The organism is Streptomyces sp. NPDC056169 (genome assembly GCF_042268445.1).
Lineage (GTDB): Bacteria > Actinomycetota > Actinomycetes > Streptomycetales > Streptomycetaceae > Streptomyces.
The window spans coordinates 182,357-207,057 of record NZ_JBHJUO010000002.1 but is presented as its reverse complement, the minus strand read 5'-3'; the positions used below and the strand labels follow the sequence as shown (position 1 = coordinate 207,057).

The window sequence follows — 24,701 nt, the reverse complement described above, 5'->3', positions numbered from 1 at the left end:
CCTCCCCCTCCACGGAGAGGAATGCCCGCCGCCCGGGCGCCGCACGCGGGCGCACGGGCGCGCACGGATGTACGAGGGGGAGTGAAAGGTGCGCGCGTTAGGCTCGGGGCGATCGCGCACGTCGATCGTCAGCGCCCGAGGGGAGCCCGTACGCATGGACACCGCCACGTCCCAGGACACCGGCCGGATCGAGTACCGCGAGGCGGTCCTGGACGACGTCCCGGTCCTCGTCCCGCTCGTCGAGTCGGCCTACCGGGGCGACGCCAGCCGGGGCGGCTGGACCACGGAGGCGGACATCCTCCAGGGGCAGCGCACCGACCCCGAGGGCGTGGCCGCCGTCATCACCACCCCGGGCAGCCGTCTCCTGGTCGTCGAGCGGGACGGGGAGGTCGTCGCCTGCTGCCAGCTGGAGCACCGGGGCGAGGCCGCCTACTTCGGGATGTTCGCCGTCCGTCCCGAGCTCCAGGGCGCGGGCCTCGGCAAGCGGATCATCGAGGAGGCCGAGCGGCGGGTCCGCGAGGTGTGGGACGTCCGCGAGATGCACATGACGGTGATCTCCGTGCGCGAGGAGCTGATCGCCTGGTACGAGCGGCGCGGCTACCGGCGTACGGGGCGGATGACCCCCTTCCCGTACGGGGACGAGCGCTTCGGTCTGCCCCAGCGCGACGACCTGCAGTTCGAGCTCCTGGTCAAGCCGCTGAGCTGACCCAGCGTGGTCGAGCGGAACCGGCCCGTACGGCGGAAGGGTGGCTTCAAGCCCGACGGACAGGAAAAACTTCGGTCTCCATAGGGGTCGCGCAGGAGAATTTCTCTTGCTCCCCTTGTGGCGAGGAACCGTCAGTGGTTACGGTGTCTTGACGCAAGGTTCTCCTGTGGAGGAAGAGGCATGACGGAAATTCTTGTGCAGGACGCGACCGGTGGGGCGATAGCCGCCGACGCCCGGGTCATCGACCACCCGGCTTGGGCCGAGCTCAAGAATGCCGTGGAGGAGATCCGCGTCTGGCAGAGCGCGGACGGCTCCATCGACTTCGACCCCGAGAACGCGACCGCGCCCGCCCGCGCCCTCGTCGAGCTGACCCTCGACCGGGTCACCGCCGCGGTCGAGCAGCTCTCCCCGCTCGTGCCGCACGACGGCGTCTACCACCGCGCGCTCGTCTCCGACCTGCGCAAGTGGGCCGAGAGCGGCTTCGCGGTCCCGGACTTCCTGGACTCGCTGCTGGCCTTCCAGCCGGCCGCCGACCGCGTCGACGGGCTCCAGCACCTCGTGCTCTTCCCGATGTACACGCAGAACGGCAACCCGGACCGCAACCTCGAAGCGGTCGTGCTCCGCATGGTCTGGCCCGAGTGGCTGGCCGAGCTGGAGGCGACCCGCTACGACAACCCGCTCTTCTGCGGCATCACCTTCGAGGACTTCACCGCCGGGTACGACACCAACTCGGCCGTCCTCTTCCCCGAGACCATCGCCGTCCGCGAGGCCCCCGAGCGCTTCAGCTGGGGCGGCATCTTCTGCGACCGCGAGGCCGCCCGCTTCCGCAAGGTCACCGAGGCCGCCGTCGACACCCTGGGCATCCAGCTGCCCGCGGACATCGCCGCGATGATCGACGACCAGACCCGCTGCGAGCAGGCCTTCGTGCTCTGGGACATGGTCCACGACCGCACCCACAGCCACGGCGACCTGCCGTTCGACCCCTTCATGATCAAGCAGCGCCAGCCCTTCTGGATGTACGGCCTGGAAGAGCTCCGCTGCGACCTCACCGCCTTCAAGGAGGCCGTGAAGCTGGAGGCCGAGGGCAACGCGCACGGCCGTGACGTGCAGTACGCGGTCCTCTTCGACCGGATGTTCCGCTTCCCGCTCTCCGGCGACCGCAACCGCAACTACGACGGTCTCGGCGGCCAGCTCCTCTTCGCGTACCTCCACAAGAACGACGTGGTGCGCTGGACGGACAACACCCTCAAGATCGACTGGCAGCGGGCCCCCGAGGTCACCAACCAGCTCTGCGCCGAGATCGAGACCCTCTACCGCGACGGCATCGACCGCCCGAAGCTGGTCCACTGGTTCAAGGCGTACGAGCTCGTCTCCACCTACCTCTCCCCGCACCCGGGATCGAAGTGGGCCAAGGGTCCGGACGCGCTGGACCTGTCCCTCCCGCCCCGCAAGCTCGTCGACGACGTGCTTCCGGACGAGTTTCCGCTCAGCATGTTCTTTGAGGCCCTCGCCAAGAAGCTGAAGGGCGTGATCGCCGACACCAAGGGGATCACCGCCGCCGACGTCCCGAGCACCGAGCGGGCCGCCGCGTGAGCGACCTCATCGACAGCACGGAGACCACGGAGGAGGCGTCGCCCATGAACGCCAACGGAAACGGCGGGCCGCTCGACGGCGCCGTCATCGCGGTCGCCGGCGCGGCCGGCCCCGCGGGCCGCGCGACCCTGCTGCGCCTCGCCCAGGCGGGCGCGACCGTCGTCGGCTCCGACGCCGACCCGGCGCGCCTCGCGGAGGCCGTCGACGCCGCCCGCTACGCCCACGGCGGAGCCCGGGTCATCGGCGACACCGTCGACCTGCTCGACCTGGACGCCACGCGCGACTGGGCCGCCAAGACCGAGAAGGAGTTCGGCCGGATCGACGGCCTGGTCCACCTCGTCGGCGGCTGGCGCGGCAGCTCCTCCTTCACGGAGACCGACCTCAAGGACTGGGACTTCCTGGAGAAGCTCCTCATCCGCACCGTCCAGCACACCTCGCTCGCCTTCCACGACGGGCTGCTGCGCGCCGGCGGACGCGGCCGGTACGCGCTGATCAGCCAGGTCGGCGCGCACAAGCCGCTCGCCAACAACGCCGCGTACAACGCCGGCAAGGCGGCCGCCGAGGCCTGGACCCTCGCCATGGCGGACTCGTTCCGCAAGCTGGGGGGCGACGACGGCCCGCAGGCGGCGGCTGCCATCCTGGTGATCAAGGCATTGGTGCACGACGCGATGCGCGCCGAACGCCCCAACGCGAAGTTCGCGGGCTTCACCGACGTGAAGGACCTGGCCGACGAGATCGCCGGTCTGTGGGACAGGCCCGCCCAGGAAGTGAATGGACAGCGTCTGTGGCTGACCCCCAAGCCGTGACAGCGGCCCTCGGCCCGCGGACCGACGCACGTCGTCACCACGACCCGTCGGTCCGGGGCTTCGCCAGCGACAACTACGCCGGCGCCCACCCCGAGGTCCTCGCGGCCCTCGCCCTCGCCAACGAAGGCCACCAGGTCGCCTACGGCGAGGACCAGTACACCGAGCACCTCCAGCGCATCATGCACAGCCACTTCGGTTCCAGTGCCGAGGCCTTCCCGGTCTTCAACGGCACCGGGGCCAACGTGACCGCGCTCCAGGCCCTCACCGACCGCTGGGGCGCCGTCATCTGCGCCGAGTCCGCGCACATCAACGTGGACGAGGGCGGGGCGCCCGAGCGGATGGGCGGCCTCAAGCTGCTCACCGTGCCGACCCCGGACGGCAAGCTCACCCCCGAGCTCATCGACCGGCAGGCCTGGGGCTGGGAGGACGAGCACCGGGCGATGCCGCAGGTCGTCTCGATCACCCAGAACACCGAGCTGGGCACGGTCTACACGGTCGAGGAGATCCGCGCGATCGTCGAGCACGCCCACTCCAAGGGCATGAAGGTCCACCTCGACGGGGCCCGCATCGCCAACGCCGCCGCCTCCCTGGACGTGCCGATGCGCGCGTTCACCAACGCGGTGGGCGTCGACGTGATCTCGTACGGCGGTACGAAGAACGGCATGCTCTTCGGCGAGGCCGTCGTCGTCCTCAACCCGGACGCCGTCAGCCACATGAAGCACCTGCGCAAGCTGTCCATGCAGCTCGCCTCGAAGATGCGCTTCGTGTCGGTCCAGCTGGAGGCGCTCCTCGCCAAGGACCTGTGGCTGCGCAACGCCCGGCACGGCAACGCGATGGCCCAGCGCCTCGCGGAGGGCGTGCGCGCGGTCGACGGGGTGGAGATCCTCTACCCGGTGCAGGCCAACGCGGTCTTCGCCCGGCTCCCGCACGAGGTGAGCAGGCGTCTGCAGGAACGGTTCCGCTTCTACTTCTGGGACGAGGCCGCCGGCGACGTGCGCTGGATGTGCGCCTTCGACACCACGGAGGACGACGTGGACGCGTTCCTCCAGGCGCTGAAGGAAGAGATGGCGCGCCAGTAGCAGCCTCTTTGCACAGCGCGCACTGCATGAATATGCGGTCGGACGGAAAGTCATTGACTTCCGTCCGGCCGTTTCCTTACGCTCTCACCGCATGGAACTCGTGCAACAGCACCCAGACATCTCGGCCTACCTGGCCGTCGGTGAGGCCGTCGACCATGACCACCCCTTGGTCAGGGATGTAGCGGTCCATCTCGCCGACGAGCATCCCGACGCATACTCATACGCCGAGGCGGCCTACGCGCACGTCCGCGACACCATCCCGCACTCCCAGGACTCGGGCGATCTCCGCGTCACCTGGCGCGCCTCCGACGTCCTGGAGCAGCGCACCGGCATCTGTTACGCCAAGTCCCTCGCGTACGCCGCGCTCCTGCGGGCCCGCGGCATCCCGGCCGCCCTCTGCTACCAGCGGCTCGCCGACGACGACGGCTCGAACCCGGTGATCCACGGCCTCGTGGCCCTGCTGCTGCCCGGGGAGCGCGCGTGGGCCCGCCAGGACGTGCGGGGCAACAAGCCGGGCGTCGACGCCCGCTTCTCCCTGGCGGAGGAGCGCCTCGCCTGGACCGTACGGCCGGAGCTCGGCGAGGTGGACTACCCCGAGCTGTACGCGGAACCGCACCCGGCCGTCCTGGGCGCGCTGAAGGCCGCCCCGGACCGGCCGTACCTCTGGCGGACGCTCCCTACGGAGCTGTGACCGCGCGTACCGGCATCCTCAGCCGGCTTCCTTGACCTGGGCCGGCGTCGGAGCCGTACCGCCGAGGTGCGCGGGCACCCACCACGTGTCGTTCGCGTCCTTCGGGCGGACCGGGTAGGCGCGCTGCGCGGCCTCAAGGAGCTCCTGGACGCGCTCGCGCAGCCGCCGCGTGATGGCGCCCGCGTACTGGTCGGCGGGGGCCTGGACGGGCTCGCCGACGCGGATCGTCACCGGGATGTGGCTCCGCTTGAAGTTCCGGGGACGGCCCTTCGTCCACACCCGCTGGGTGCCCCAGAGCGCCATCGGGATCAGCGGGACGCCCGCCTCCTGCGCCAGCCGCGCCGCGCCCGTCTTGAAGCTCTTGAGGGTGAACGACTGGGAGATGGTCGCCTCGGGGAACACGCCGATGATCTCGCCGGCCCGCAGGGACTCCAGCGCGTGCTTGTAGGCGTGCTCGCCCTGCGCGCGGTCGACGGGGATGTGCTTCATGCCGCGCATGAGCGGCCCGGAGACCTTGTGCTTGAAGACGGAGTCCTTCGCCATGAAGCGCACCAGGCGCTTCTGGGGGAGGGCCGCGAGACCCGTGAAGATGAAGTCCAGATAGCTGATGTGATTGCTCACGAGCACCGCGCCGCCCGTGCGGGGGATGTTCTCGGAACCCTGCGTGTCGATCTTCAGGTCGAGCGCCTTGAACAGCGTGAGCGCGGCACCGACGACCGGTCGATAGACGAGTTCTGCCATCGGAGAGGAACCTCTTCTTCGTGTGCCCGGAGCGGGTTCTCCCGGCGAAGTTACGCGGCCGTAGGTTTTCGGCTTTGGGCAGATCGTGCCCCATGTGGGGCGCCGTGACCAGTCCAGGCGGCTTCGTACAGGGAGATTCTCGTCACCCCTGGTGGTCGTGGCGGGAATCGAACGGTCCCGTGCGACGCTGCTGGAGGGGGAGAAGCGGCGCAAGGGAAAGAGGAGAGGCATGACGGAGGTCCTGGGGCCGGAACTGCTCGGTGCGGAGCTGGGGGAGCGGGCCACCCTCGTGCAGTTCTCGACCGCCTTCTGCCAGCCCTGCCGCGCCACCCGCCGGACCCTCGCCGAAGTGGCCGCCATGGTGCCGGGCGTCGGACACGTCGAGATCGACGCCGAGGAGCGCCTCGACCTCGTACGGGAGCTGGGCATCGCGCGGACGCCCACCGTCCTCGTCCTCGACCGCGCGGGCCGGGTCGTCCGCCGGGCCGCCGGACAGCCCCGCAGGGCGGACGTCATCGCGGCGCTGGGGCGGGCGGTCTGACGCGGTGACACATCTCCCACATCCCGGTACGCACTTGACTGCACCCGGCAACGATCGTCACTCTGACGGAGTGCCCCCAGAACTCCTTCTCTACGGCCGGGTCCACGTGGACCTGGCCCGCAACGCGAGCGCGCGCTGTCCGGGTGTCTGACCACCCCAGGACTCTCCTCATGACGCCCTCGCAGAAGGACAATTCCATGACGGTTACGCCCGACTTCCGTACCGCTCCCACGATCGGCGCACCCCGGCAGGCCTCTCCCGATCTGCTCCGCTCCGTCTTCCGCCGGCACGCCGCCGGTGTCGCGGTGATCACCGCGCACGGCGAACGCCCCGTCGGCTTCACCGCGACCTCGCTCAACTCCGTCGCCGCGGAACCCCCGCTGATCTCCTTCGGCGTGGGCACCACCTCCTCCAGCTGGCCCGTGGTGGCCGAGGCCGAGTACATCGGCGTGCACATACTCGGCGAGCACCAGGAGGAGCTGGCCGCCACCTTCGCGCGCAGCGGCGCCGACCGCTTCGGCGGGGACACCCGCTGGAGCGTGGGACCGGAGGGCGTGCCCGTCCTGGACGGTGTCCTCGCCTGGCTGGTCTGCCGTGTGGTGGCCCGGGTGCCCGCGGGCGACCACCGGATCGTGATCGCGCAGGCCGTGGCCGGAGACCCGGACGGGGCGGGCCGGCCGCTCCTGTACCACCACGGGCGCTTCAACGCGCTGCGCGACTGAGAGTTCCCGTTCGCGCCCCTCTCCGCGCGTTGTCAAGGTCACATGGCTGAGCGCTTGCTTACTGGTAACGGACTGGGTGTACTGGCGAGTAATATTTCGGTCGGGGCGTCCGGCGCCCCGACCGGAAACCCGCCCTTCAGGCGCCTATGCTGCGAGCAACAAGGCAGCCAAGTTATGACGATGCAGTAGGAGAGCCGGCGTGAGCTTGAGGATCGTTGTCTGTGTGAAGTACGTGCCCGACGCGACCGGAGACCGTAAGTTCGCGGACGACCTGACGGTCGACCGCGACGACGTCGACGGCCTGCTGTCGGAGCTCGACGAGTACGCGGTCGAGCAGGCCCTGCAGATCGCCGAAGAGGCGGACGACGCGGAGGTCACCGTACTGACGGTCGGCCCCGAGGACGCCAAGGACGCGCTGCGCAAGGCGCTGTCCATGGGTGCGGACAAGGCCGTCCACGTCGAGGACGACGACCTGCACGGCAGCGATGTCATGGCCACCTCTCTCGTGCTCGCCAAGGCGATCGAGAAGACCGGCTACGACGTCGTCATCGCCGGTATGGCCTCCACCGACGGCACCATGGGTGTCCTGCCGGCGATCCTCGCCGAGCGCCTGGGCGTCCCGCAGGTCACGCTGCTCTCCGAGGTCAAGATCGAGGGTGGCCCCAACGGTACGGTCACCGGCCGTCGCGACGGCGACACCGCCTCCGAGCAGCTGGAGGCCTCGCTTCCGGCCGTCGTGTCCGTGACGGACCAGTCGGGCGAGGCGCGCTACCCGTCCTTCAAGGGCATCATGGCCGCCAAGAAGAAGCCGGTGGAGTCCCTGGAGCTCGACGACCTCGACATCGACGCCGACGAGGTCGGCCTCGAGGGTTCCTGGACCGCCGTGGACTCGGCCGCCGAGCGTCCGGCGCGCACCGCGGGCACGATCGTGAAGGACGAGGGCGAGGGCGGCAAGCAGCTCGCCGAGTACCTCGCGAGCCAGAAGTTCATCTAAGGCTCCCGCGAGCCGACCGTCCCGCCCCTTTTCGTTCGCAGGAGACTGAAGTCCCATGGCTGAGATTCTCGTCTACGTCGACCACGTCGACGGTGCCGTCCGCAAGCCCACCCTGGAGCTGCTGACCCTCGCCCGCCGCCTCGGCGAGCCCGTCGCCGTCGCGCTCGGCAACGGCGCCGCCGACACCGCCGCCGCGCTCGCCGAGCACGGCGCCGTGAAGGTCCTCACCGCCGACGCCCCCGAGTTCGCCGAGTACCTCGTCGTCCCGAAGGTCGACGCGCTCCAGGCCGCGTACGACGCGGTGTCCCCGGCCGCCGTGCTCGTCCCGTCCTCCGCCGAGGGCAAGGAGATCGCCGCCCGCCTCGCCGTCCGCATCGGCTCCGGTGTCATCACCGACGCCGTGGACCTCGAAGCCGGCGACGAGGGCCCGGTCGCGACGCAGGCCGCGTTCGCCGCCTCGTTCACCACCAAGTCCCGTGTCTCCAAGGGCACCCCGGTCATCACGGTCAAGCCGAACTCGGCCCCCGTCGAGGCCGCCCCGGCCGCCGGCGCCGTCGAGGCCCTCGCGGTCTCCTTCGGCCCGCTGGCCACCGGCACCAAGGTCACCGCGCGCACCCCGCGCGAGTCGACCGGCCGTCCGGAGCTGACCGAGGCCGCGATCGTGGTCTCCGGTGGCCGTGGCGTCAACGGTGCCGAGAACTTCGCGATCATCGAGGCGCTCGCCGACTCGCTCGGTGCCGCCGTGGGCGCCTCGCGCGCCGCGGTCGACGCCGGCTGGTACCCGCACGCCAACCAGGTCGGCCAGACCGGCAAGTCGGTCTCGCCGCAGCTGTACATCGCCTCCGGCATCTCCGGCGCGATCCAGCACCGCGCGGGCATGCAGACCTCGAAGACCATCGTCGCCATCAACAAGGACGCCGAGGCTCCGATCTTCGACCTCGTCGACTACGGCGTGGTGGGCGACCTCTTCGACGTCGTCCCGCAGCTCACCGCCGAGGTTCAGGCCCGCAAGGGCTGACCTGCGGTTCTGTACGGTCCGGGGGCCGCGTGGCGATTCGTCGCCGCGCGGCCCCCGGTCGTTTCGGACACCCATTGACGTGGGTCCCGACCGACTATTAACTTCGCTATACGGATTGTTGATTCCGTGTAGCGGAAAACAGGAGGATGTGGGATGGGTCAGCAGGAGAAGGTGTCGACGAGCCTCGCGGGCGCGGTCAGCGAGGGCATCAGCGCCTCCCTGGCGGCGGTGGACGCAGAGCTCGACCGCCGCTACCCGGGAGACCCCGGCACCCGCCAGCCCGTCCACACGGTCTACGTACCCGGCAACGTCTTCGACGCCGACACGGTCCGCTCCTGGGGCGACCAGGCCCTCGCGGCCCTCGACGAGCACGCCCCCGACGCCGCCTCCTTCGCCGCGGTCCTCGGCCTCACCGACGACCTCGCCGAGGACGTCTACGGCCGCGTGCGCGCCAAGCTGGAGCGCGAGCCCGTCGAGGACCTCCGGGTCGACTTCGAGGACGGCTACGCCGGCCGGGACGAGGACCAGGACGCCGCCCGCGCCGCCCGGCTCATCTCGGAGGCGTACGCGAACGGCACCGCCGCCCCGTACATGGGCATCCGGATGAAGTGCATGGAGTCCGCCGTACGCGACCGGGGCATCCGCACCACCGACGTCTTCCTCACCGGCCTCCTGGAGAACGGCGGCCTCCCCGACGGCCTCGTCCTCACCCTCCCGAAGGTGACCTACCCCGAGCAGGTCTCCGCCTTCGTGCGCCTCCTGGAGGCCTTCGAGAAGGCCCACGGCCTGGACGCCGGCCGCCTCGGCTTCGAGATCCAGATCGAGACCAGCCAGTCCATCCTGGCCAGCGACGGCACCGCCGCCGTCGCCCGCATGATCGGCGCCGCCGAGGGCCGCGCCACCGGCCTGCACTACGGCACCTTCGACTACAGCGCCTGCCTCGGCGTCTCCGCCGCCTACCAGGCCAGCGACCACCCCGCCGCCGACCACGCCAAGGCGATCATGCAGGTCGCCGCCGCCGGCACCGGCGTCCGCGTCTCCGACGGCTCCACCAACGTCCTCCCGGTCGGCTCCAAGGAGCACGTCCACGAGGCCTGGCGCCTGCACTACGGCCTGACCCGCCGCGCCCTCGCCCGCGCCTACTACCAGGGCTGGGACATGCACCCCGGCCACATCCCCACCCGCTACGCCGCCGTCTTCGCCTTCTACCGCGAGGGCTTCGAGGCCGCCGCCAAGCGCCTCTCCGCGTACGCCAACCACGCGGGCGGCGACGTCATGGACGAGCCCGCCACCGCCAAGGCGCTCTCCTCGTACCTGCTGCGCGGCATCGACTGCGGCGCCCTCGGCACGGCCGAGGTCGACGCCCTCACCGGCATGACCCGCGCCGCCCTCGACCGGTTCGCGGCCCCGCGCCGCGGCGACCTCACCGCCTCGGCCGAGTAGACACGAAGATCAGATTAGGGTCTCGATCCAGCCAACTGCCCCGTACCCTGTACGAGTTCGTGCGCATCACGCGCACGTGTTCGACAGGGGAACGGGGCAGTAGTGTCATCGGGGGAGAACGAGCGGCTCGCGGGCCGCTACAGAATCGTGCGCAGACTCGGGCGCGGCGGCATGGGAGTCGTCTGGCGCGCCGTCGACGAGGTCCTCGGGCGGGAGGTCGCCGTCAAGGAACTCCGCACGTTCACGGACGCGGCCGCGCCCGAACTGGCCGATCTGCGCCTGCGGATGACGCGCGAGGCGCGGGCCGCCGCCCGGGTCCGCCACCCCGGAGTCGTGGCCGTCCACGACGTCACCGAGCACGAGGGCCGGCCCGTCATCGTCATGGAACTCGTCGACGGACCCTCCCTCGACGACGTCCTGGGGGAGCGGGGCAGTCTGGACCCGGTCGAGGCCGCCCGGATCGGTGCCCACGTCCTGGAGGCGCTGGCCGCCGCGCACGACGTCGGCGTGCTCCACCGGGACGTGAAGCCCGGCAACATCCTGCTCGACCGCTCGGGCCGGATCGTCCTCACCGACTTCGGCATCGCGACCATGGAGGACCCGGGCGACGGCTCCGCGACCCACCTCACGCGCAGCGGCGAGATCGTCGGCTCCCTCGACTTCCTCGCCCCCGAGCGGGCGCGCGGACAGGATCCCGGCCCCGCCTCGGACGTGTGGGCCGTCGGCGCCACCCTGTACGCGGCGGTCGAGGGCGCCTCTCCGTTCCGCCGTACGTCGACGTGGTCGACCCTCGCGGCCATCGTCAGTGAACCCCTCCCGGAACCCGTGCGCGCCGGGCCCCTGGCCCCGGTCCTGATCCGGCTCCTCGACAAGGACCCGGCCACGCGGCCGGGCGCCCGCGAGGCGGCACGCCTCCTTGGAGCGGTGGCGATGGCCGAGTCGGAGCCGGTGGTGGAGCCGGCTTCGGTGGTGGAGGCAGAGGCAGAGGCAGAGGCGGGGCCGGGGCCGGTTTCCGGAGCGGTGGCCGGTCCGCCCGCCGTGCCGGTCGAGGGCTTCGGCCCGCCGGTGATGCCCGTGGCGCCACTGACGCCGCCCGCACCCGTGATGCCGGCGCCGCCCGTGCCACCGGTGCTCTCCGGGCCCGACACCGTCGGCGCGGGCGGCCGACGGGCCCGCGCCGGACGGCGGGGTGCGGCGAAACGACGCCGGGGGAGCGCGCTGGTCGCGGCCTCCGTGGCCGCCGTCCTGCTGGCCGGGGGCGGCCTCACGTACGTCCTCATGGAGCGCGGCACGACGCAGGAGGCCTCCGAAGGGAACCTTGCGGGCGGGGGCCCGGGCGACGTCCCGGACGAGGACACCGGCCGCGTACTGGATGCGGGGAGCAGCGGCACGCCGTCCTCCGGCACGACCGGTGGCAGCGGCGCGCCCTCCCCTACGGGATCCGGCGGGGCGAGCCCCTCGGGCCAGGAGTCCGGCGAGCCGGGCGACGACCGGGGACCGGCCACCGACGGCACCGGGCACGACGGCTCGGAACCCGGTGACGGGTCCGGTACGGGCACGGGCACGAGTACGAGGGATACGGCGGCGGGGGCGGGTGGCGGCGACGGTTCCGGCTCCGCTTCCGGGGGTGGTTCGGCCACCGGTGGCACGACGGCCCCGAGCGCCCCGGGCACCGGCACCGCGACGACGGACGCCCCCTCCGGGGACGCCGCCGGGGGCGGCGGCACGACCGCGCCGGCCACCGAGGCCCCGGCGCCCGCGGGATGCGAGTCCGCGGGTTCCTCCTCGACCTGCCAGGTCGTGCGGAGCGCGACGACGACCCGCTACGACGGCGGCGAGATGGGGACGGTCGGCGCGGGTCCGCACGTCCTCTACTGCCAGGTCGACCTCGACCGCAGCGAGACGTACGGCGGACGGACCAGCCGGTGGTTCGCGAGGACCGACGACGACAGCGGCAACACCAACGTGTACCTCAGCGTGCTGCACCTCGCGGGCGGTGCGGGCGGTGGTCCCGTGGAGGGGCTGCGGATCTGCTGACAGGGGGATGAGCCGCGGGGCCGCGGGGCCGGGGCGCTGCGGGGCCGCGAGGGCCCCCAGGCCGCAGCGTCGCGCGGGGCCGCAAGCCGCAGGGTCGCGCGGGCCGCAGCGTCGCTCTCAGGCGGTCGGCGGCGCGATCTCGCCCGAGCCGCGGGCGACGAGCGTCGTGCCGAGCACCACCCGCTCCGGCGCCCCGCCGGCCCCGTCGAGACGCCGAAAGAGCCGCTCCGCCGCCGTCCGACCCAGCGCGGCGGCGTCCTGGGCGACGACCGTGATGCCGAGCAGATCGGCCAGTTCGATGTCGTCGAAGCCGACGAGCGCGACCGGGGGCGCGTGCCCGGCGAGGGTCCGGACCGCCGTCACGGTGACCCGGTTGTTCCCCGCGAACAGCGCCGTCACCGGCTCCGGCCCCGTCAGCATCTCCCGTACGGCCGCGCTCACCCGCTCAGGGTGCGTCGACCCGAGCGAGACCCAGGCGTCCCGGACCGGCAGGCCCGCGTCCTCCATCGCCGCACGGTAGCCGCGCAGCCGCTCGGCGCCCGTGTGGATGCGAGGACGGTCCCCGACGAAGCCGATCCGGCGGTGTCCGTGGGCGATCAGATGGGCCACGCCGTCGCGCGCCCCGCCGAAGCTGTCGGAGAGGACGGCGTCGGCGTCGATCCGCCCCGCCGGACGGTCGACGAAGACCGTGGCGACGCCCGCCGCGATCTCCGGTTCCAGATAGCGGTGGTCGTCACCGGCCGGGATGACGATGAGGCCGTCGACCCGGCGCGCGCACAGGGCGAGCGCCAACTCCTGCTCCCGGTCCGGGTCCTCGGCGCTCGAACCGTTGATGAGGAGTGCGCCGTGCGCCCGCGCGACCTCCTCGACGGCGCGGCTCAGCGGCCCGTAGAACGGGTCGGCGAGATCCTCCAGGACCAGGCCGACCGTGGCCGTCCTGCCCTTGCGCAGGACCCGTGCGCTGTCGTTGCGGCGGAAGCCGAGGGCCTCGATGGCCTCCTGGACGCGGCGCTCGGTGTCCGGGGTGACGCCCGGCTCGCCGTTGACGACCCGGGAGACCGTCTTGAGGCCGACACCCGCCCGGGCGGCGACGTCCTTCATCGTGGGCCGGTTGCCGTAGCGGTGATCGGTGCGGCGGGCGATGTCGGCCACGGTGCGGGGTTCCTCCGTCATGTCGGTACCGGTCCGGTTCGGGTCCGGTCCGGTTCGGTTCGGTCCGGGTTCCGGTCCGGGATCCCGTTCCGGTTCGGGTTCCGGTTCCGGTTCCGGTGGGGATTCCGGATCTCGGTCTCAGGTCGAGCATAGGACCTGGACAACGTTGTCAGACGGCGGGAGACTGGGCAGACTGTACGGATCGCCCCCGGCCGTCCCCGGCCGCCGACTGGAGGATCCGTGCCCATGCACACCGACCCCGCAACCGGCCCCGTCCCGGGTCCCGTCGTCGCGCTCGACATCGGGGGCACCAAGATCGCCGGGGCGCTGGTCGACGGCGAGGGGCGTGTCCGGGTGCGGGCCCAGCGGCCCACCCCCGCCCGCGAGGACGGCGAGACGGTGATGAAGGCCGTCGAGGCCGTCCTTGAGGAGCTCGCCGCGTCGCCGCTGTGGGAGGCGGCGCGGGCCGTCGGCATCGGCAGCGCGGGCCCGGTCGACGCCTCGCGCGGGACCGTGAGCCCGGTGAACGTGCCCGGCTGGCGCGACTTCCCGCTCGTCGAGCGGGTCCGCCGGGCGTCGGGCGGGCGTCCGGTCACCCTGGTCGGCGACGGGGTGGCCATGACGGCCGCCGAGCACTGGCTCGGCGCCGCCCGAGGCCACGACAACGCCCTCTGCCTCGTGGTCTCCACCGGCGTCGGCGGCGGCCTCGTCCTCGACGGCCGGCTCCACCCGGGCCCCACCGGCAACGCCGGTCACCTCGGCCACATCTCCGTCGACCTGGACGGCGATCCCTGCGCCTGTGGCGGCCGCGGCTGCGTCGAACGACTCGCCAGCGGCCCGCACATCGCGCGCCGCGCCCTGGAGAACGGCTGGCGGCCGGGTCCGGACGGCGACGCCTCCGCGGCGGCGGTGGCCGTCGCCGCGCACGCCGGTGACCCGATCGCCGTCGCCTCCTTCGAACGGGCCGCGCAAGCGCTCGCGGCGGGCATCGCCGCCACGGCGACGCTCGTCGAGATCGACATCGCGGTCGTCGGGGGCGGGGTGGCGGGCGCGGGCGACGTCCTGTTCGGTCCGCTGCGGCGCGCTCTCGCGACCTACGCGACGCTCTCCTTCGTCCGGAACCTGACGGTCGTCCCGGCCGTCACGGGCACCGACGCAGGCCTGCTGGGCGCCGCCGCGGCGGCCGGGCGCGGGGGGAGCGCCGGGAGCGGGGCGGCCTGGCCGGGCCCCCGCTCCTGACCGCGACGGCCCGCCCGTACACGTGCCGGACATGCGTTCGTGGTTTTCGTGGCAGGGTGTTGCGGGCAATCCACTGGGGGCTACCCAAGAGGGGGAATCGTGATCGTCTGGATCAACGGTACGTTCGGTGCGGGGAAGACCAGTACCGCGCGCGAACTGGTCGATCTGATCCCGCAGAGCACTCTGTTCGACCCCGAGCTCGTCGGCGGGGCCATGAGCCGGCTCCTCCCGGCCGAACGGCTCGCCGAAGTCGAGGACTTCCAGGACCTGGCGATCTGGCGGCGCCTGGTCGTCGACACCGCAGCCGCCCTCCTCGCCGAGGTCGGCGGGGTCCTGATCGTCCCCATGACCCTGCTCCGGCAGGAGTACCGGGACGAGATCTTCGGCGGGCTCGCCGCCCGCCGGATCGAGGTGCGGCATGTCCTGCTCGCTCCCGAGGAAACGATCCTGCGGCAGCGGATCGACGGCCGGAGCGAGTACGGCGAGGCCGAGGCCGACGCCCGCGTCCGGCAGTGGTGCCACGGCCACATCCCGCCGTACCGCGCCGCGCTCGGCTGGCTCGCGGAGGACGCGTACGTCGTCGACACCTCGGTGCTCACCGTGGCCGAGGCCGCCCTGGCCGTCGCCGACGCGGTCAAGGCCGACCGGGCCGCGCCCTGCGGGATCGTCCAGACGCCCGAGCCGACCGGCGAGACCCTCGCCGCCGGCGTCCTGCTCTTCGACGAGGAGGACCGCTTCCTGCTCGTCGACCCCACGTACAAGCCGGGCTGGGAGTTCCCCGGCGGCGTCGTCGAGGCGGGCGAACCGCCGGCCCGCGCCGGAATGCGCGAGGTCGCGGAGGAGGTCGGGCTCGAACTCGACGTCGTACCGCGCCTGTTGCTCGTCGACTGGGAGCGGCCCAAGCCCCCGGGATACGGCGGGCTCCGCCTCCTCTTCGACGGTGGCACGCTCCGCGCCGCCGACACCGCGCGCCTCCGCCTCCCCGGCGCAGAGCTCCGCGAGTGGCGCTTCGTCACCGAGGAGGAGGCCGCCGGCCTCCTGCCACCCGTCCGGTACGACCGCCTCCGCTGGGCCCTGCGCGCCCGCGAACGCGGCACGGTGCTCAACCTGGAGGCGGGGATCCCGGTGGGGCAGGACGCCTGAGGGGCCGTCCGGCGGAGCGGCGCCGGAGGCCCCCGATTCCCCTACCCGGGGCCGGGCTTGCCGAACGCTCGTCGGCCGTGCACGAGCAGCTCACGCACAGCGGGGCTGTGCGTGCCCTTCCAGATCAGGGCCAGCAGGGCGGGTGTCTCCACGTCGTCGATGGTGCGGGCGACGATGCGGTCGTGATGGCTCGCGGCCATCGATTCGCTGAGGACGGCGACGCCGAGTCCGCGGGCGGCGAGGTCGGCGATGGCATCACCTGCGCTGGCCTGCAACGCGATCGCGGGCTGCAGTCCTCGTGCGGAGCAGGCTTGGTCGAAGACGGTGCGCAGGCCGGTGCCGGGGGGCATGCACACGATGGGGAACGTGACCAGGTCGCGCAGAGTGACCCGCCGCTGTGTCGCCAGAGGGTGCCCTGGGGGCACTGCTACGACGAGCCGCTCGCTGATGATGGTCAGCGCCTCCAGCCCGTCGGGGGTGGCGCCGGCGGTCCCGATGAGGGCCACGTCGAGGGTTCCGGCGCGCACCCCCTCGACGAGGCGGTCGGAGTTGTCCTCCAGGAGCGAGATCTCCACTCCGGGATGTGCCTGGTGGAACACGGAGAGGGCGTCGAACAGCGGCGTGACGGTGCAGCCGTTGACCATGCCCACCGTGAGCCGACCCCGGATCAGGTCGCTGACATCACCCACGGCCCGGCCGACCGCACCGGCCGCGGCGAGCGCCGCGCGGGCGTGTTCGAGCGCGGCCTTTCCCGCGACGGTGAGCGTGACCGTGCGCGACGAGCGGTCGAAGAGTTCGGCACCGAGTTCGCGTTCCAACTGGCGGATCTGAGCGCTGACACCGGACTGGCTGATGTGCACCCGCTCGGCCGCGCGGGTGAAGTTCCGTTCCTCGGCGACCGCGACGAAGTACTCCAGCTGTCTCAGTTCCATGACTGGTGATTCTAGCTTCCAGTAGATCCATCTGTTGGACTTCTGGTTGGGGGCTGACCATGCTGATAAGCACCACAGCACGCCAGCAGGAGGAACCCATGCCGGAGTACGAGAAGGCCATGCGACCTGAGGACATCACCCGCTTGTTCGTCGAGCGGTCCAACGCGGGTGACGCGGCCGGGGTCGCCGCGCTCTACGAGGAGGACGCGGTGCTGGCCTACCCGCCCGGCCATCGGACGGTGGGCCGGGAGGCGATCCGTGTGCTGTGGGAGAAGGTGCTGGCCGACCGCCCCCACTTCGAGCAGGAACAACCGCTGCCGACGGTGATCAGCGGCGACATCGCCCTCACCTCGACCCCGCCGAGGGACGGGGCCGGTGCGCGGGCGCAGGTGGTCCGACGCCAGCCCGACGGCAGCTGGTTGCGCCTGCTCGACCAGCCCGAGTTCGTCCCGCCCACCCGCTGATCCCGCTCCGGGATCAAAGTTCCCGGAGCGATCCGATCACGTCGGAGGTCATTTCGTGAGGGGGTTCCAAGGGGCCCCGTCGCCCTCGACGTTGGCGACCATCCGGCGCAGGACCTTCAGCGCGGCCACGTACTCCACGTCGCTGATCCCCGCGTGGACCTCGGCCCGCAGGCCGGTCACCAGGTCGCGGAGCCGTACGCGGGCGGCCTCGCCCGCGTCGGTCAGGTGCAGTCGCGAAGCGTCCTCCCGGAGCCAGCCGCGGTGCAGCAGCTGGTCGACGACGCGCGCGATCTCGTGCGGCCCGTCCGCGAGGGGCGTCAGTTGGCTGACGACCTCCTCGCGGCTCGGCGCGGCGGGCCCGCTGTGCACACGGTTGAGCACCCAGTACTGCGGCTGCGTGACGTCGATCCGGGCCATGGCGTCCCGCAGGTGCCGGGTGACGGCCGCGTGGGCGAGGCCGCTCCAGTAGCCGATGGGCTGAGTGGCGAGGGCGTCGTCGGCGGCGGCCGGGTCGGCGGGCGCCTGGTCGGTCCGGGACGGGGTCGGAGAAGTCATGATCACTATGGTGCCCCCTGGCCGGCGGCGCCGTCACCGAAGCCGAGCGCCCCGCCCACCGCCTGGACGCCCCGTTCATCCGGGGCCAGGTTGCGGTCCCCGCGCCCGACCGGACCGTCAGCTCTCCTTCGAGCGGGCGTAGTTGAGGAGGAAGTGCGCCTCGGCCACCGACAGCCGCTCCAGCTCCTCGGGCGAGACCGACTCGTTGGGCGCGTGGATCTGCGCCTCCGGCTCGCTCAGACCGATGAGCAGGATCTCCGCCTCCGGGTACAGCGAGGCCAGCGTGTTGCACAGCGGGATCGAGCCGCCCATGCCCGCCGTCTGCATCTCCTGACCGGGGTACGCGATGCTCATCGCCTCGGCCATCGACGCGTACGCCGGGCTCGACGTGTCCGCCTGGAAGGCCTGGCCCTGGCCGACCTGCTCCAGGGACACCCGGGCGTTCCACGGCGTGTGCTTCTCGATGTGGGCGAAGAGCAGCTTCGTCGCCTCGACCGCGTCCTGGCCGGGCGGCACCCGCAGGCTGATCTGCGCGCGGGCCGACGCGGGGATCGACGGGGTGGCCCCGGCCACCGGGTGGCAGTCGATGCCGATGACGGTCACGGCCGGGCGCGCCCAGATCCGGTCCGCGACGGTGCCGGCGCCCGGCAGGTCCACGCCCGAGAGGACCTTGGCGTCCTGGCGGAAGTCCTCCTCCGGGTACTGGAGGCCGTCCCACGGCTTGTCGCCCGGGAGGCCGTCGATGACGGTGGAGCCGTCGGGGCCGCGCAGCGAGTCGAGGACGCGGATCAGCGCGGCCAGCGCGTCCGGCGCGGCGCCGCCGAACTGACCGGAGTGCAGATTGCCCTCCAGGGTGTCGATCTGCACCCGGATCATCGTCATGCCGCGCAGCGTCGCGGTCACCGTGGGCAGGCCCACGCGGAAGTTGCCCGCGTCGCCGATGACGATCGTGTCGGCGGTGAGCACCTCGGGGTGCTGCTCCGCGTACCGCTCCAGACCGCCGGTGCCCTGCTCCTCCGAACCCTCGACGATCACCTTGACCGTCACCGGCACGCCGCCGTTCGCCTTGAGGGCGCGCAGCGCGAGCAGGTGCAGGATGAAGCCGCCCTTGCAGTCGGCCGTGCCGCGCCCGTACCAGCGGCCGTTCCGCTCGGTCAGCTCGAACGGCGGGGTGAGCCAGGCGGACTCGTCCAGCTTCGGCTGCACGTCGTAGTGCGCGTAGAGGAGGACGGTCGGCGCCCCGGCCGGGCCGGGAAGGATGCCGTACACGGCCTGCGAACCGTCGGGCGTGTCGAGCAGCGCCACGTCCTGGAAGTCCTCGGCGCGCAGCGCGTCCGCGACCCAGTTCGCCGCCCCCTCGCACTCGCTGCGGGGCGCCACGGCCTCGTCCGCGACCGACTCGAAGGCCACGAGCTCCGTGAGCTCGGCCTTCGCACGGGGCATCAGGGACCGGACGGTGTCGGCGATCGGGTTCGCGGTCATGGGCACGCTCCTGGTGGGTGCGACGTTACGACGTAGGGGAGGGCGTTCGTCGTATGTCGTGGTACGGCGAACGCACCGTAGATCCTACGGCGCGGGGCTCCGGCTACCGCGCCGTAGGATGCGTCGAGAGCAGACCACCGGTCGGATCAGGAGCAGAAGCACACCGTGAGCAGCGAGCACGCAGAGAACGCCGGTCCCGAGAACGCCGCCAACGCTGACGACGCCGCCGAGTTTGTCGACGCCGCCGACGCTGCCGCCGACGACATCGCCACCGCCGCCGAAATCGAGGACACGGGTGCGGACGAGGGGGCGGAGGTCTGGGACGTGGTCGTGGTCGGCGCGGGTCCGGCCGGCGCGTCCGCGGCCTACGCGGCGGCGGTCGCGGGCCGCCGGGTCCTGCTCCTGGAGAAGTCGGAGCTGCCCCGGTACAAGACCTGCGGCGGCGGCATCATCGGCCCCTCCCGGGACTCCCTCCCGCCCGGCTTCGAACTGCCCCTCCAGGACCGGGTGAACGCCGTCACCTTCTCGCTCGACGGCCGTTTCGCCCGCACCCGCCGCTCGCGCCGGATGCTCTTCGGGCTCATCAACCGGCCGGAGTTCGACGCGCAGCTCGTCGAGCACGCGCAGAAGGCCGGCGCGGAGCTGCGGACGGGCGCCTCGGTGATCCGGGTGGAGCAGCACGGTCCTTCCGTCCCGGACCGGCGGACGGTCGCCGTCGTCCTGGCCGACGGAGAGACGGTCCTCGCGCGCGCGGTCGTCGGTGCCGACGGCAGTGCGAGCCGCATAGGAGCGCATGTCGGGGTGAAGCTCGGTCAGGTCGACCTGGGCCTGGAGGCGGAGATCCCGGTGCCGCCGTCCGTGGCCGAGGACTGGAAGGGCCGCGTCCTCATCGACTGGGGTCCGATGCCCGGCAGCTACGGCTGGGTCTTCCCCAAGGGCGACACGCTGACCGTCGGCGTCATCTCGGCGCGCGGCGAGGGCGCCGCCACCAAGCGGTACATGGAGGACTTCGTCGCCCGGCTCGGCCTCGCCGGCTTCGAGCCGACGATCTCCTCCGGGCACCTGACGCGCTGCCGCACCGACGACTCGCCGCTCTCCCGCGGCCGGGTCCTCGTCTGCGGCGACGCGGCCGGGCTCCTGGAGCCGTGGACCCGCGAGGGCATCTCGTACGCGCTTCGCTCGGGGCGGCTCGCGGGGGAGTGGGCGGTGCGGGTCGCGGAGGCGAACGACGCGGTCGACGCCCGGCGGCAGGCCCTGAACTACGCGTTCGCCATCAAGGCAGGTCTCGGTGTGGAGATGGCGGTCGGGCGCCGGATGCTCGCGCTGTTCGAGCGGCGACCGGGGCTGCTGCACGCCACGATCACGGGGTTCCGTCCCGCCTGGAACGCCTTCGCCGACATCACCCGTGGCTCCGCCACCCTCGGCGGCATGGTCCGCTCGAACGGCATGGCCCGGCGGGCGCTGGAGATCCTGGACAAGCGGATGGACACCTCGTCCGGTGTCGGCCCCGCCGGCCGGGGCGTCACCGCGCGCGAACGCGCGGCGTCCGAGGCCGAGACGGGGAGCGAGCCGGGAGCCGACACGGGAGCCGACACGGGAGCGGACGGCCCGGGGACGTCGGCGGCGTCACCGGCGTCGCAGGCCTCGACCGGTTCGACCGGTCCGGCTGGCTCGGCCGGACCGACTGGTTCGACCGGTTCGGCCGGTTCGGATTCCGCGGAGGCCGCGGAGCAGTTCTGACGGATCGCCACCAGAGCGGTCCTCGGCATCAGGGGCGCGACGGGCGTCGGCGACCTGATGACGCGTACGGGCTCCGCCGCCCCGGCCGGTTCACACGGCCGGGGTGGCGGGGCCCGTCGTCGTGATGCGGAAGACGGGGTGCTTCGGCGCGATGGCGCGGAGTTCCGCGTCGGAGGAGTCGGGGCCGACCCCGCCGAAGAAGACGCCGACCTCGGCCTTCCAGCGCTTGAGGTAGGCGCGGAGCAGTGCGGGCTTGTCGTCGTCGGCCAGTTCGACGGCGGTGAAGGCCTCCGCGTGCTTCCCGAGGTGCAGCTGTCCGCCGCCGGCGGCGCGCATGTTGCGGGTCCACTGGACGTGGCCGCGCGGGGCCACCAGGTACTGGACGCCGTCCACCGTCAGGAGGTTGACGGGCGTGCGGCGCCATTCGCCGCTCTTGCGGCCGCGGACCGCGAGGACGCGGGAGCCCCAGACGCTGATGCCCCGGCGGGTCATCCACGCGACGGCGCGGTTGAGGACGTTGACCGTGAACCAGCCGGGCTTCATGACGTGGGCGGCGGGCTGAGCGGACATGGGTTCCTCCTGTGGAACGGTGGGAGCAAAGCGTGAGCAGTGCTCTCGCTTGTCTCCAGTCTGCACGGAGCGGCGCTCTCATGCAAGAGCAGTGCTCTCGTTTCGGGTCGGTGCTCTGTAAATGGCACACTGCTCCTCATGACAACCGTTAGAGGAGCCCGCGCCCGCGCACGTGCCGAGATCACCGCAGCCATCAAGGCCGAGGCCCGCACCCAGCTCGCCGCCGAGGGCGCGGCCAAGCTGTCGCTGCGCGCCGTCGCCCGCGAGCTGGGCATGGTGTCCTCCGCGCTCTACCGGTACTTCCCCAGCCGCGACGACCTGCTGACCGCCCTCATCGTCGACGCCTACGACGCCGTCGGAGCCGCCGCCGAGGGCGCCGCCGCCGAGGCCGCGGGCGAGCGGCCGCTCGTCCGCTGGACCGCCGTCTGCCGGGCCGTCCGCGCCTGGGCCGTCGAGCACCCGCACGAGTACGCCCTGATCTATGGTTCCCCCGTCCCCGGCTACACCGCACCCCAGGACACCAACGTCCCCGCCGCCCGCGTCGGCCTCGTCCTCATCGGCATCGTCCGCGCGGCCCACGAGGGCGAGGGCGTAGCCCTCCCTCCGCTTCCGGACGCCCTCCGCCCCGAGGCCGTGCGGATCGCCGCAGACATGGCCCCGGACCTGCCCCCGGCGCTCGTCGTCGCCCTGGTGGCCGCCTGGTCGCAGCTCTTCGGTCTGGTGTCCTTCGAGGTCTTCGGCCAGTTCCACCGGCTCGTCGAGGACCGCGACGTCTTCTTCACGCACGCCGCCCGCCGCCTGGGCCAGGACGTGGGCCTCCTCCCGCGCGGCTGAGGACCCCGTACCCCACCCGCGTACTCCGGCGGGAGTACGGGCGACCACCCCGCCGGGGTGACGTCCTCGTGGGGCGGGCGCGGTTAGCGTGGCGGGTATGGACGTGGAGCGGACCGCCGGGCGCGGTGTCGGAGGCCCGGGCCGGGCACCGTGGGGGTGGTGGGCCGGGGAGCGGCACGCCGGCGGGCTGCCGTGGCGGTCGACGCTGGTGATCGCCGTACTCGTCATGGCGGGCACCGGTTTCGCCGCGCGGAACCAGCCCGACCGGGAGGCGCTCGACGTCCTCGGGCGGGCCCTGCTGCTCCTGGGGGCGGCGCCGCTGGTGTTCCGTCACCGCAGGCCCGTGCCCGTGGTGTTCGGCGTCGCGGCCGTCACCCTCGCCTACCTGGCGGCCGGATACCCGTACGGCCCGGTCTTCGTGTTCGTCGCGGTGGCCTGCTTCGCCGCCGTCGTCCACGGGCACCGCACCGCCGCCTGGTGGGCCCTCGGCCTGCTGTGGGCGGGCCATCTGGTGCTCTCGCACTGGCTCTACCGGTGGCTGCCTCCGGCCGGCGACGGCCCCGCCCCCTGGGGGCAGGAGCTGCCCGCCGGCGCGTTCGCCGTCGCCGTCCTCGCCGCCTCCGAGCTCGTACGGGTACGGCGCGAGCAGTGGGCGCAGCAGCGGGCGGAGCGCGCCGCCGCCGAGCGGCGCCGCGCCGACGAGGAGCGGCTCCGCATCGCCCGTGAACTCCACGACGTGCTCGCCCACTCGATCTCCGTGATCAACGTGCAGGCGGGGGTCGGCCTGGCCCTGCTCGACGCCGACCCCGAGCAGGCCCGCACCGCCCTGACCACCATCAAGGCGGCCAGCAAGGAGGCGCTCGGCGAGGTGCGACAGGTCCTCGACACCCTCCGTGCCCCCGGCGACGCCCCGCGCGCCCCGGCCCCCGGCCTCGGCCGCCTCCCCGAACTCGTCGAGCAGGCCGCCGCCGCGGGCCTGACCGTCACGGTCACGGCGAGCGGCCCGCCCGCCGCCGGCCTGCCTCCCGGCGCCGATCTGGCCGCCTTCCGGATCGTGCAGGAGGCGCTCACCAACGTGGTCCGGCACTCCGGCTCGCGCACCGCCCGGGTGGAGATCGCGCACGGCCCCGCCCGCCTCGACCTGCGCGTCGACGACGACGGCCCCGCCACCGGCACCGAGGCGGGCGGCAGCGGCAACGGCCTCGCCGGAATGCGGGAGCGGGCCGCCGCCCTCGGTGGCACGATCGAGGCGGGCGTCCGGCCCGACGGCGGCTTCCGCGTCCACGCCGTCCTCCCGCTCGGTCCACGCGGTGCGCCCGGTTCACCTGGTTCGCCCAGTCCGACCAGTCCGCTCAGTCCCGAGGAGACCCCGTGATCCGCGTGCTGCTCGCCGACGACCAGTCGCTGGTCCGCGCGGGGTTCCGGGCGCTGCTCGACGCCCAGCCGGACATCGAGGTGGCGGGGGAGGCCGCGGACGGCGGCGAGGCCGTGGAGCGGGTGCGGGAGCTGCGCCCCGACGTCGTCCTCATGGACATCCGGATGCCGCGGCTCGACGGCCTCGACGCCACCCGGCGCATCACGGAGGACCCGGACCTCGCCGGGGTCCGGGTGGTCATGCTGACCACCTTCGAGCTCGACGAGTACGTCTTCGAGGCGATCCGCGCCGGTGCCTCCGGCTTCCTGGTGAAGGACACCGAACCGGAGGAGCTGCTGCGGGCGGTGCGGGCCGTCGTCCACGGGGACGCGCTGCTCTCCCCGGGCGTGACCCGGCGGCTGATCGAGGAGTTCGCGGCCCGCTCCAAGGCCCCGGCGGCCACGGCCGCGCTCGGCGCGCTGACCGAACGGGAGCGCGAGGTGATGGCCCTCGTGGGGATCGGCCTCTCGAACGAGGAGATCGCCCGCCGGCTGGTCGTCAGCCCGCTCACCGCCAAGACGCATGTGAGCCGAGCGATGGTGAAGCTGGCCGCCCGGGACCGCGCCCAACTCGTCGTCCTCGCCTACGAGTCGGGCCTCGTCCGACCCGGCTGGCTGGGCTGACGGCATCCGGCGCACCGCCCGCTACGCGGGAGCGCCGCAGAAACACCACGCCACGGCCGGCCGGCCGGCCGGGCCTGAGTCGAGCCCGACCTCGCCTCGCCTCGCCCCGCCCCGCTCCGCCTTCCGGCGGACGCGGCACGGGACGGCGATTGATCCCGTACGGGGAGAGGTGGCCGGCGGAC

Annotated in this window: 24 protein-coding genes; 18 read left to right on the top strand and 6 right to left on the bottom strand. The window is 72.8% G+C overall.

Annotated features, from left to right (window positions below; genetic code table 11):
* The first annotated feature begins 154 nt into the window (after nucleotides 1-154).
* The 5 genes from ACFC0G_RS03495 to ACFC0G_RS03475 all read left to right on the top strand — a co-directional run bounded on the left by ACFC0G_RS03495 (nucleotide 155) and on the right by ACFC0G_RS03475 (nucleotide 4,875).
* Nucleotides 155-706: a GNAT family N-acetyltransferase gene (locus ACFC0G_RS03495; protein ID WP_376396540.1), complete on the top strand. Its 552-nt coding sequence runs from the start codon at nucleotides 155-157 to the stop codon at nucleotides 704-706.
* A 180-nt stretch (nucleotides 707-886) separates the two neighbouring features.
* Nucleotides 887-2,299: a DUF6421 family protein gene (locus tag ACFC0G_RS03490; protein WP_376396537.1), complete on the top strand. Its 1,413-nt coding sequence runs from the start codon at nucleotides 887-889 to the stop codon at nucleotides 2,297-2,299.
* Between the two features lie 44 nt (nucleotides 2,300-2,343).
* On the top strand, nucleotides 2,344-3,105 hold the full coding sequence (locus tag ACFC0G_RS03485) for an SDR family NAD(P)-dependent oxidoreductase (protein WP_376396534.1): 762 nt from the start codon (nucleotides 2,344-2,346) through the stop codon (nucleotides 3,103-3,105).
* Nucleotides 3,102-4,184 carry a threonine aldolase family protein gene (locus ACFC0G_RS03480; RefSeq protein ID WP_376397261.1) on the top strand — a complete coding sequence of 361 codons (1,083 nt, stop codon included), beginning with the start codon at nucleotides 3,102-3,104 and terminating at the stop codon, nucleotides 4,182-4,184. Before ACFC0G_RS03485 ends, ACFC0G_RS03480 begins: the two co-directional genes overlap by 4 nt.
* 91 nt (nucleotides 4,185-4,275) lie before the next feature.
* Nucleotides 4,276-4,875, top strand: coding sequence for a transglutaminase family protein (locus ACFC0G_RS03475; RefSeq protein ID WP_376396531.1), 600 nt, complete (start codon nucleotides 4,276-4,278; stop codon nucleotides 4,873-4,875).
* Between the two features lie 18 nt (nucleotides 4,876-4,893).
* Here ACFC0G_RS03475 and ACFC0G_RS03470 read toward each other — a convergent pair whose 3' ends face one another.
* Nucleotides 4,894-5,616 carry a lysophospholipid acyltransferase family protein gene (locus ACFC0G_RS03470; protein WP_376396528.1) on the bottom strand — a complete coding sequence of 241 codons (723 nt, stop codon included), beginning with the start codon at nucleotides 5,614-5,616 and terminating at the stop codon, nucleotides 4,894-4,896.
* 229 nt (nucleotides 5,617-5,845) lie between these two features.
* On the opposite strand from ACFC0G_RS03470, the gene ACFC0G_RS03465 reads away from it, so the two are divergent.
* From ACFC0G_RS03465 to ACFC0G_RS03440, 6 genes are all read left to right on the top strand, one after another.
* The gene (locus ACFC0G_RS03465; protein WP_376396525.1) at nucleotides 5,846-6,157 is read left to right on the top strand and encodes a TlpA family protein disulfide reductase; all 312 of its coding nucleotides are present in this window, start codon (nucleotides 5,846-5,848) and stop codon (nucleotides 6,155-6,157) included.
* A 197-nt stretch (nucleotides 6,158-6,354) separates the two neighbouring features.
* Nucleotides 6,355-6,879, top strand: coding sequence for a flavin reductase family protein (locus ACFC0G_RS03460; RefSeq protein ID WP_376396522.1), 525 nt, complete (start codon nucleotides 6,355-6,357; stop codon nucleotides 6,877-6,879).
* A gap of 199 nt (nucleotides 6,880-7,078) precedes the next feature.
* The gene (locus ACFC0G_RS03455) at nucleotides 7,079-7,873 is read left to right on the top strand and encodes an electron transfer flavoprotein subunit beta/FixA family protein (protein ID WP_376396519.1); all 795 of its coding nucleotides are present in this window, start codon (nucleotides 7,079-7,081) and stop codon (nucleotides 7,871-7,873) included.
* A gap of 55 nt (nucleotides 7,874-7,928) precedes the next feature.
* Nucleotides 7,929-8,891 (top strand): electron transfer flavoprotein subunit alpha/FixB family protein, encoded by a 963-nt coding sequence (locus ACFC0G_RS03450; RefSeq protein ID WP_376396516.1) that lies wholly within the window; start codon nucleotides 7,929-7,931, stop codon nucleotides 8,889-8,891.
* 153 nt (nucleotides 8,892-9,044) lie between these two features.
* On the top strand, nucleotides 9,045-10,334 hold the full coding sequence (locus ACFC0G_RS03445) for a DUF6986 family protein (protein ID WP_376396513.1): 1,290 nt from the start codon (nucleotides 9,045-9,047) through the stop codon (nucleotides 10,332-10,334).
* A gap of 147 nt (nucleotides 10,335-10,481) precedes the next feature.
* A complete protein-coding gene (locus ACFC0G_RS03440) occupies nucleotides 10,482-12,371 on the top strand; it encodes a protein kinase (RefSeq protein ID WP_376396510.1) in 1,890 nt (629 codons plus the stop codon).
* 117 nt (nucleotides 12,372-12,488) lie between these two features.
* Here ACFC0G_RS03440 and ACFC0G_RS03435 read toward each other — a convergent pair whose 3' ends face one another.
* A complete protein-coding gene (locus ACFC0G_RS03435) occupies nucleotides 12,489-13,544 on the bottom strand; it encodes a LacI family DNA-binding transcriptional regulator (protein WP_376396507.1) in 1,056 nt (351 codons plus the stop codon).
* A gap of 225 nt (nucleotides 13,545-13,769) precedes the next feature.
* On the opposite strand from ACFC0G_RS03435, the gene ACFC0G_RS03430 reads away from it, so the two are divergent.
* Nucleotides 13,770-14,762: an ROK family protein gene (locus tag ACFC0G_RS03430; RefSeq protein WP_376396504.1), complete on the top strand. Its 993-nt coding sequence runs from the start codon at nucleotides 13,770-13,772 to the stop codon at nucleotides 14,760-14,762.
* Between the two features lie 99 nt (nucleotides 14,763-14,861).
* Entirely contained in the window at nucleotides 14,862-15,905 is a 1,044-nt protein-coding gene (locus tag ACFC0G_RS03425; protein ID WP_376396501.1) for an NUDIX domain-containing protein, read from the top strand.
* 41 nt (nucleotides 15,906-15,946) lie between these two features.
* On the opposite strand, the gene ACFC0G_RS03420 is transcribed toward ACFC0G_RS03425, so the two are convergent.
* A complete protein-coding gene (locus tag ACFC0G_RS03420) occupies nucleotides 15,947-16,837 on the bottom strand; it encodes a LysR family transcriptional regulator (protein ID WP_376396498.1) in 891 nt (296 codons plus the stop codon).
* Between the two features lie 98 nt (nucleotides 16,838-16,935).
* On the opposite strand from ACFC0G_RS03420, the gene ACFC0G_RS03415 reads away from it, so the two are divergent.
* A complete protein-coding gene (locus ACFC0G_RS03415; RefSeq protein WP_376396495.1) occupies nucleotides 16,936-17,301 on the top strand; it encodes a YybH family protein in 366 nt (121 codons plus the stop codon).
* 48 nt (nucleotides 17,302-17,349) lie between these two features.
* On the opposite strand, the gene ACFC0G_RS03410 is transcribed toward ACFC0G_RS03415, so the two are convergent.
* Nucleotides 17,350-17,856, bottom strand: coding sequence for a MarR family winged helix-turn-helix transcriptional regulator (locus ACFC0G_RS03410; protein WP_376396492.1), 507 nt, complete (start codon nucleotides 17,854-17,856; stop codon nucleotides 17,350-17,352).
* Between the two features lie 117 nt (nucleotides 17,857-17,973).
* Nucleotides 17,974-19,338 carry a dipeptidase gene (locus ACFC0G_RS03405; RefSeq protein WP_376396489.1) on the bottom strand — a complete coding sequence of 455 codons (1,365 nt, stop codon included), beginning with the start codon at nucleotides 19,336-19,338 and terminating at the stop codon, nucleotides 17,974-17,976.
* Between the two features lie 282 nt (nucleotides 19,339-19,620).
* On the opposite strand from ACFC0G_RS03405, the gene ACFC0G_RS03400 reads away from it, so the two are divergent.
* Nucleotides 19,621-21,078 (top strand): geranylgeranyl reductase family protein, encoded by a 1,458-nt coding sequence (locus ACFC0G_RS03400; protein WP_376397259.1) that lies wholly within the window; start codon nucleotides 19,621-19,623, stop codon nucleotides 21,076-21,078.
* Between the two features lie 90 nt (nucleotides 21,079-21,168).
* On the opposite strand, the gene ACFC0G_RS03395 is transcribed toward ACFC0G_RS03400, so the two are convergent.
* The gene (locus ACFC0G_RS03395) at nucleotides 21,169-21,648 is read right to left on the bottom strand and encodes a nitroreductase family deazaflavin-dependent oxidoreductase (protein WP_376396486.1); all 480 of its coding nucleotides are present in this window, start codon (nucleotides 21,646-21,648) and stop codon (nucleotides 21,169-21,171) included.
* A gap of 138 nt (nucleotides 21,649-21,786) precedes the next feature.
* On the opposite strand from ACFC0G_RS03395, the gene ACFC0G_RS03390 reads away from it, so the two are divergent.
* The 3 genes from ACFC0G_RS03390 (at nucleotide 21,787) to ACFC0G_RS03380 (ending at nucleotide 24,519) form a co-directional block, all read left to right on the top strand.
* Nucleotides 21,787-22,482 (top strand): TetR/AcrR family transcriptional regulator, encoded by a 696-nt coding sequence (locus ACFC0G_RS03390; protein ID WP_376396483.1) that lies wholly within the window; start codon nucleotides 21,787-21,789, stop codon nucleotides 22,480-22,482.
* A gap of 97 nt (nucleotides 22,483-22,579) precedes the next feature.
* Nucleotides 22,580-23,857 carry a sensor histidine kinase gene (locus ACFC0G_RS03385; protein ID WP_376396480.1) on the top strand — a complete coding sequence of 426 codons (1,278 nt, stop codon included), beginning with the start codon at nucleotides 22,580-22,582 and terminating at the stop codon, nucleotides 23,855-23,857.
* The gene (locus ACFC0G_RS03380; protein WP_376396477.1) at nucleotides 23,854-24,519 is read left to right on the top strand and encodes a response regulator; all 666 of its coding nucleotides are present in this window, start codon (nucleotides 23,854-23,856) and stop codon (nucleotides 24,517-24,519) included. Before ACFC0G_RS03385 ends, ACFC0G_RS03380 begins: the two co-directional genes overlap by 4 nt.
* Nucleotides 24,520-24,701: the final 182 nt, after the last annotated feature.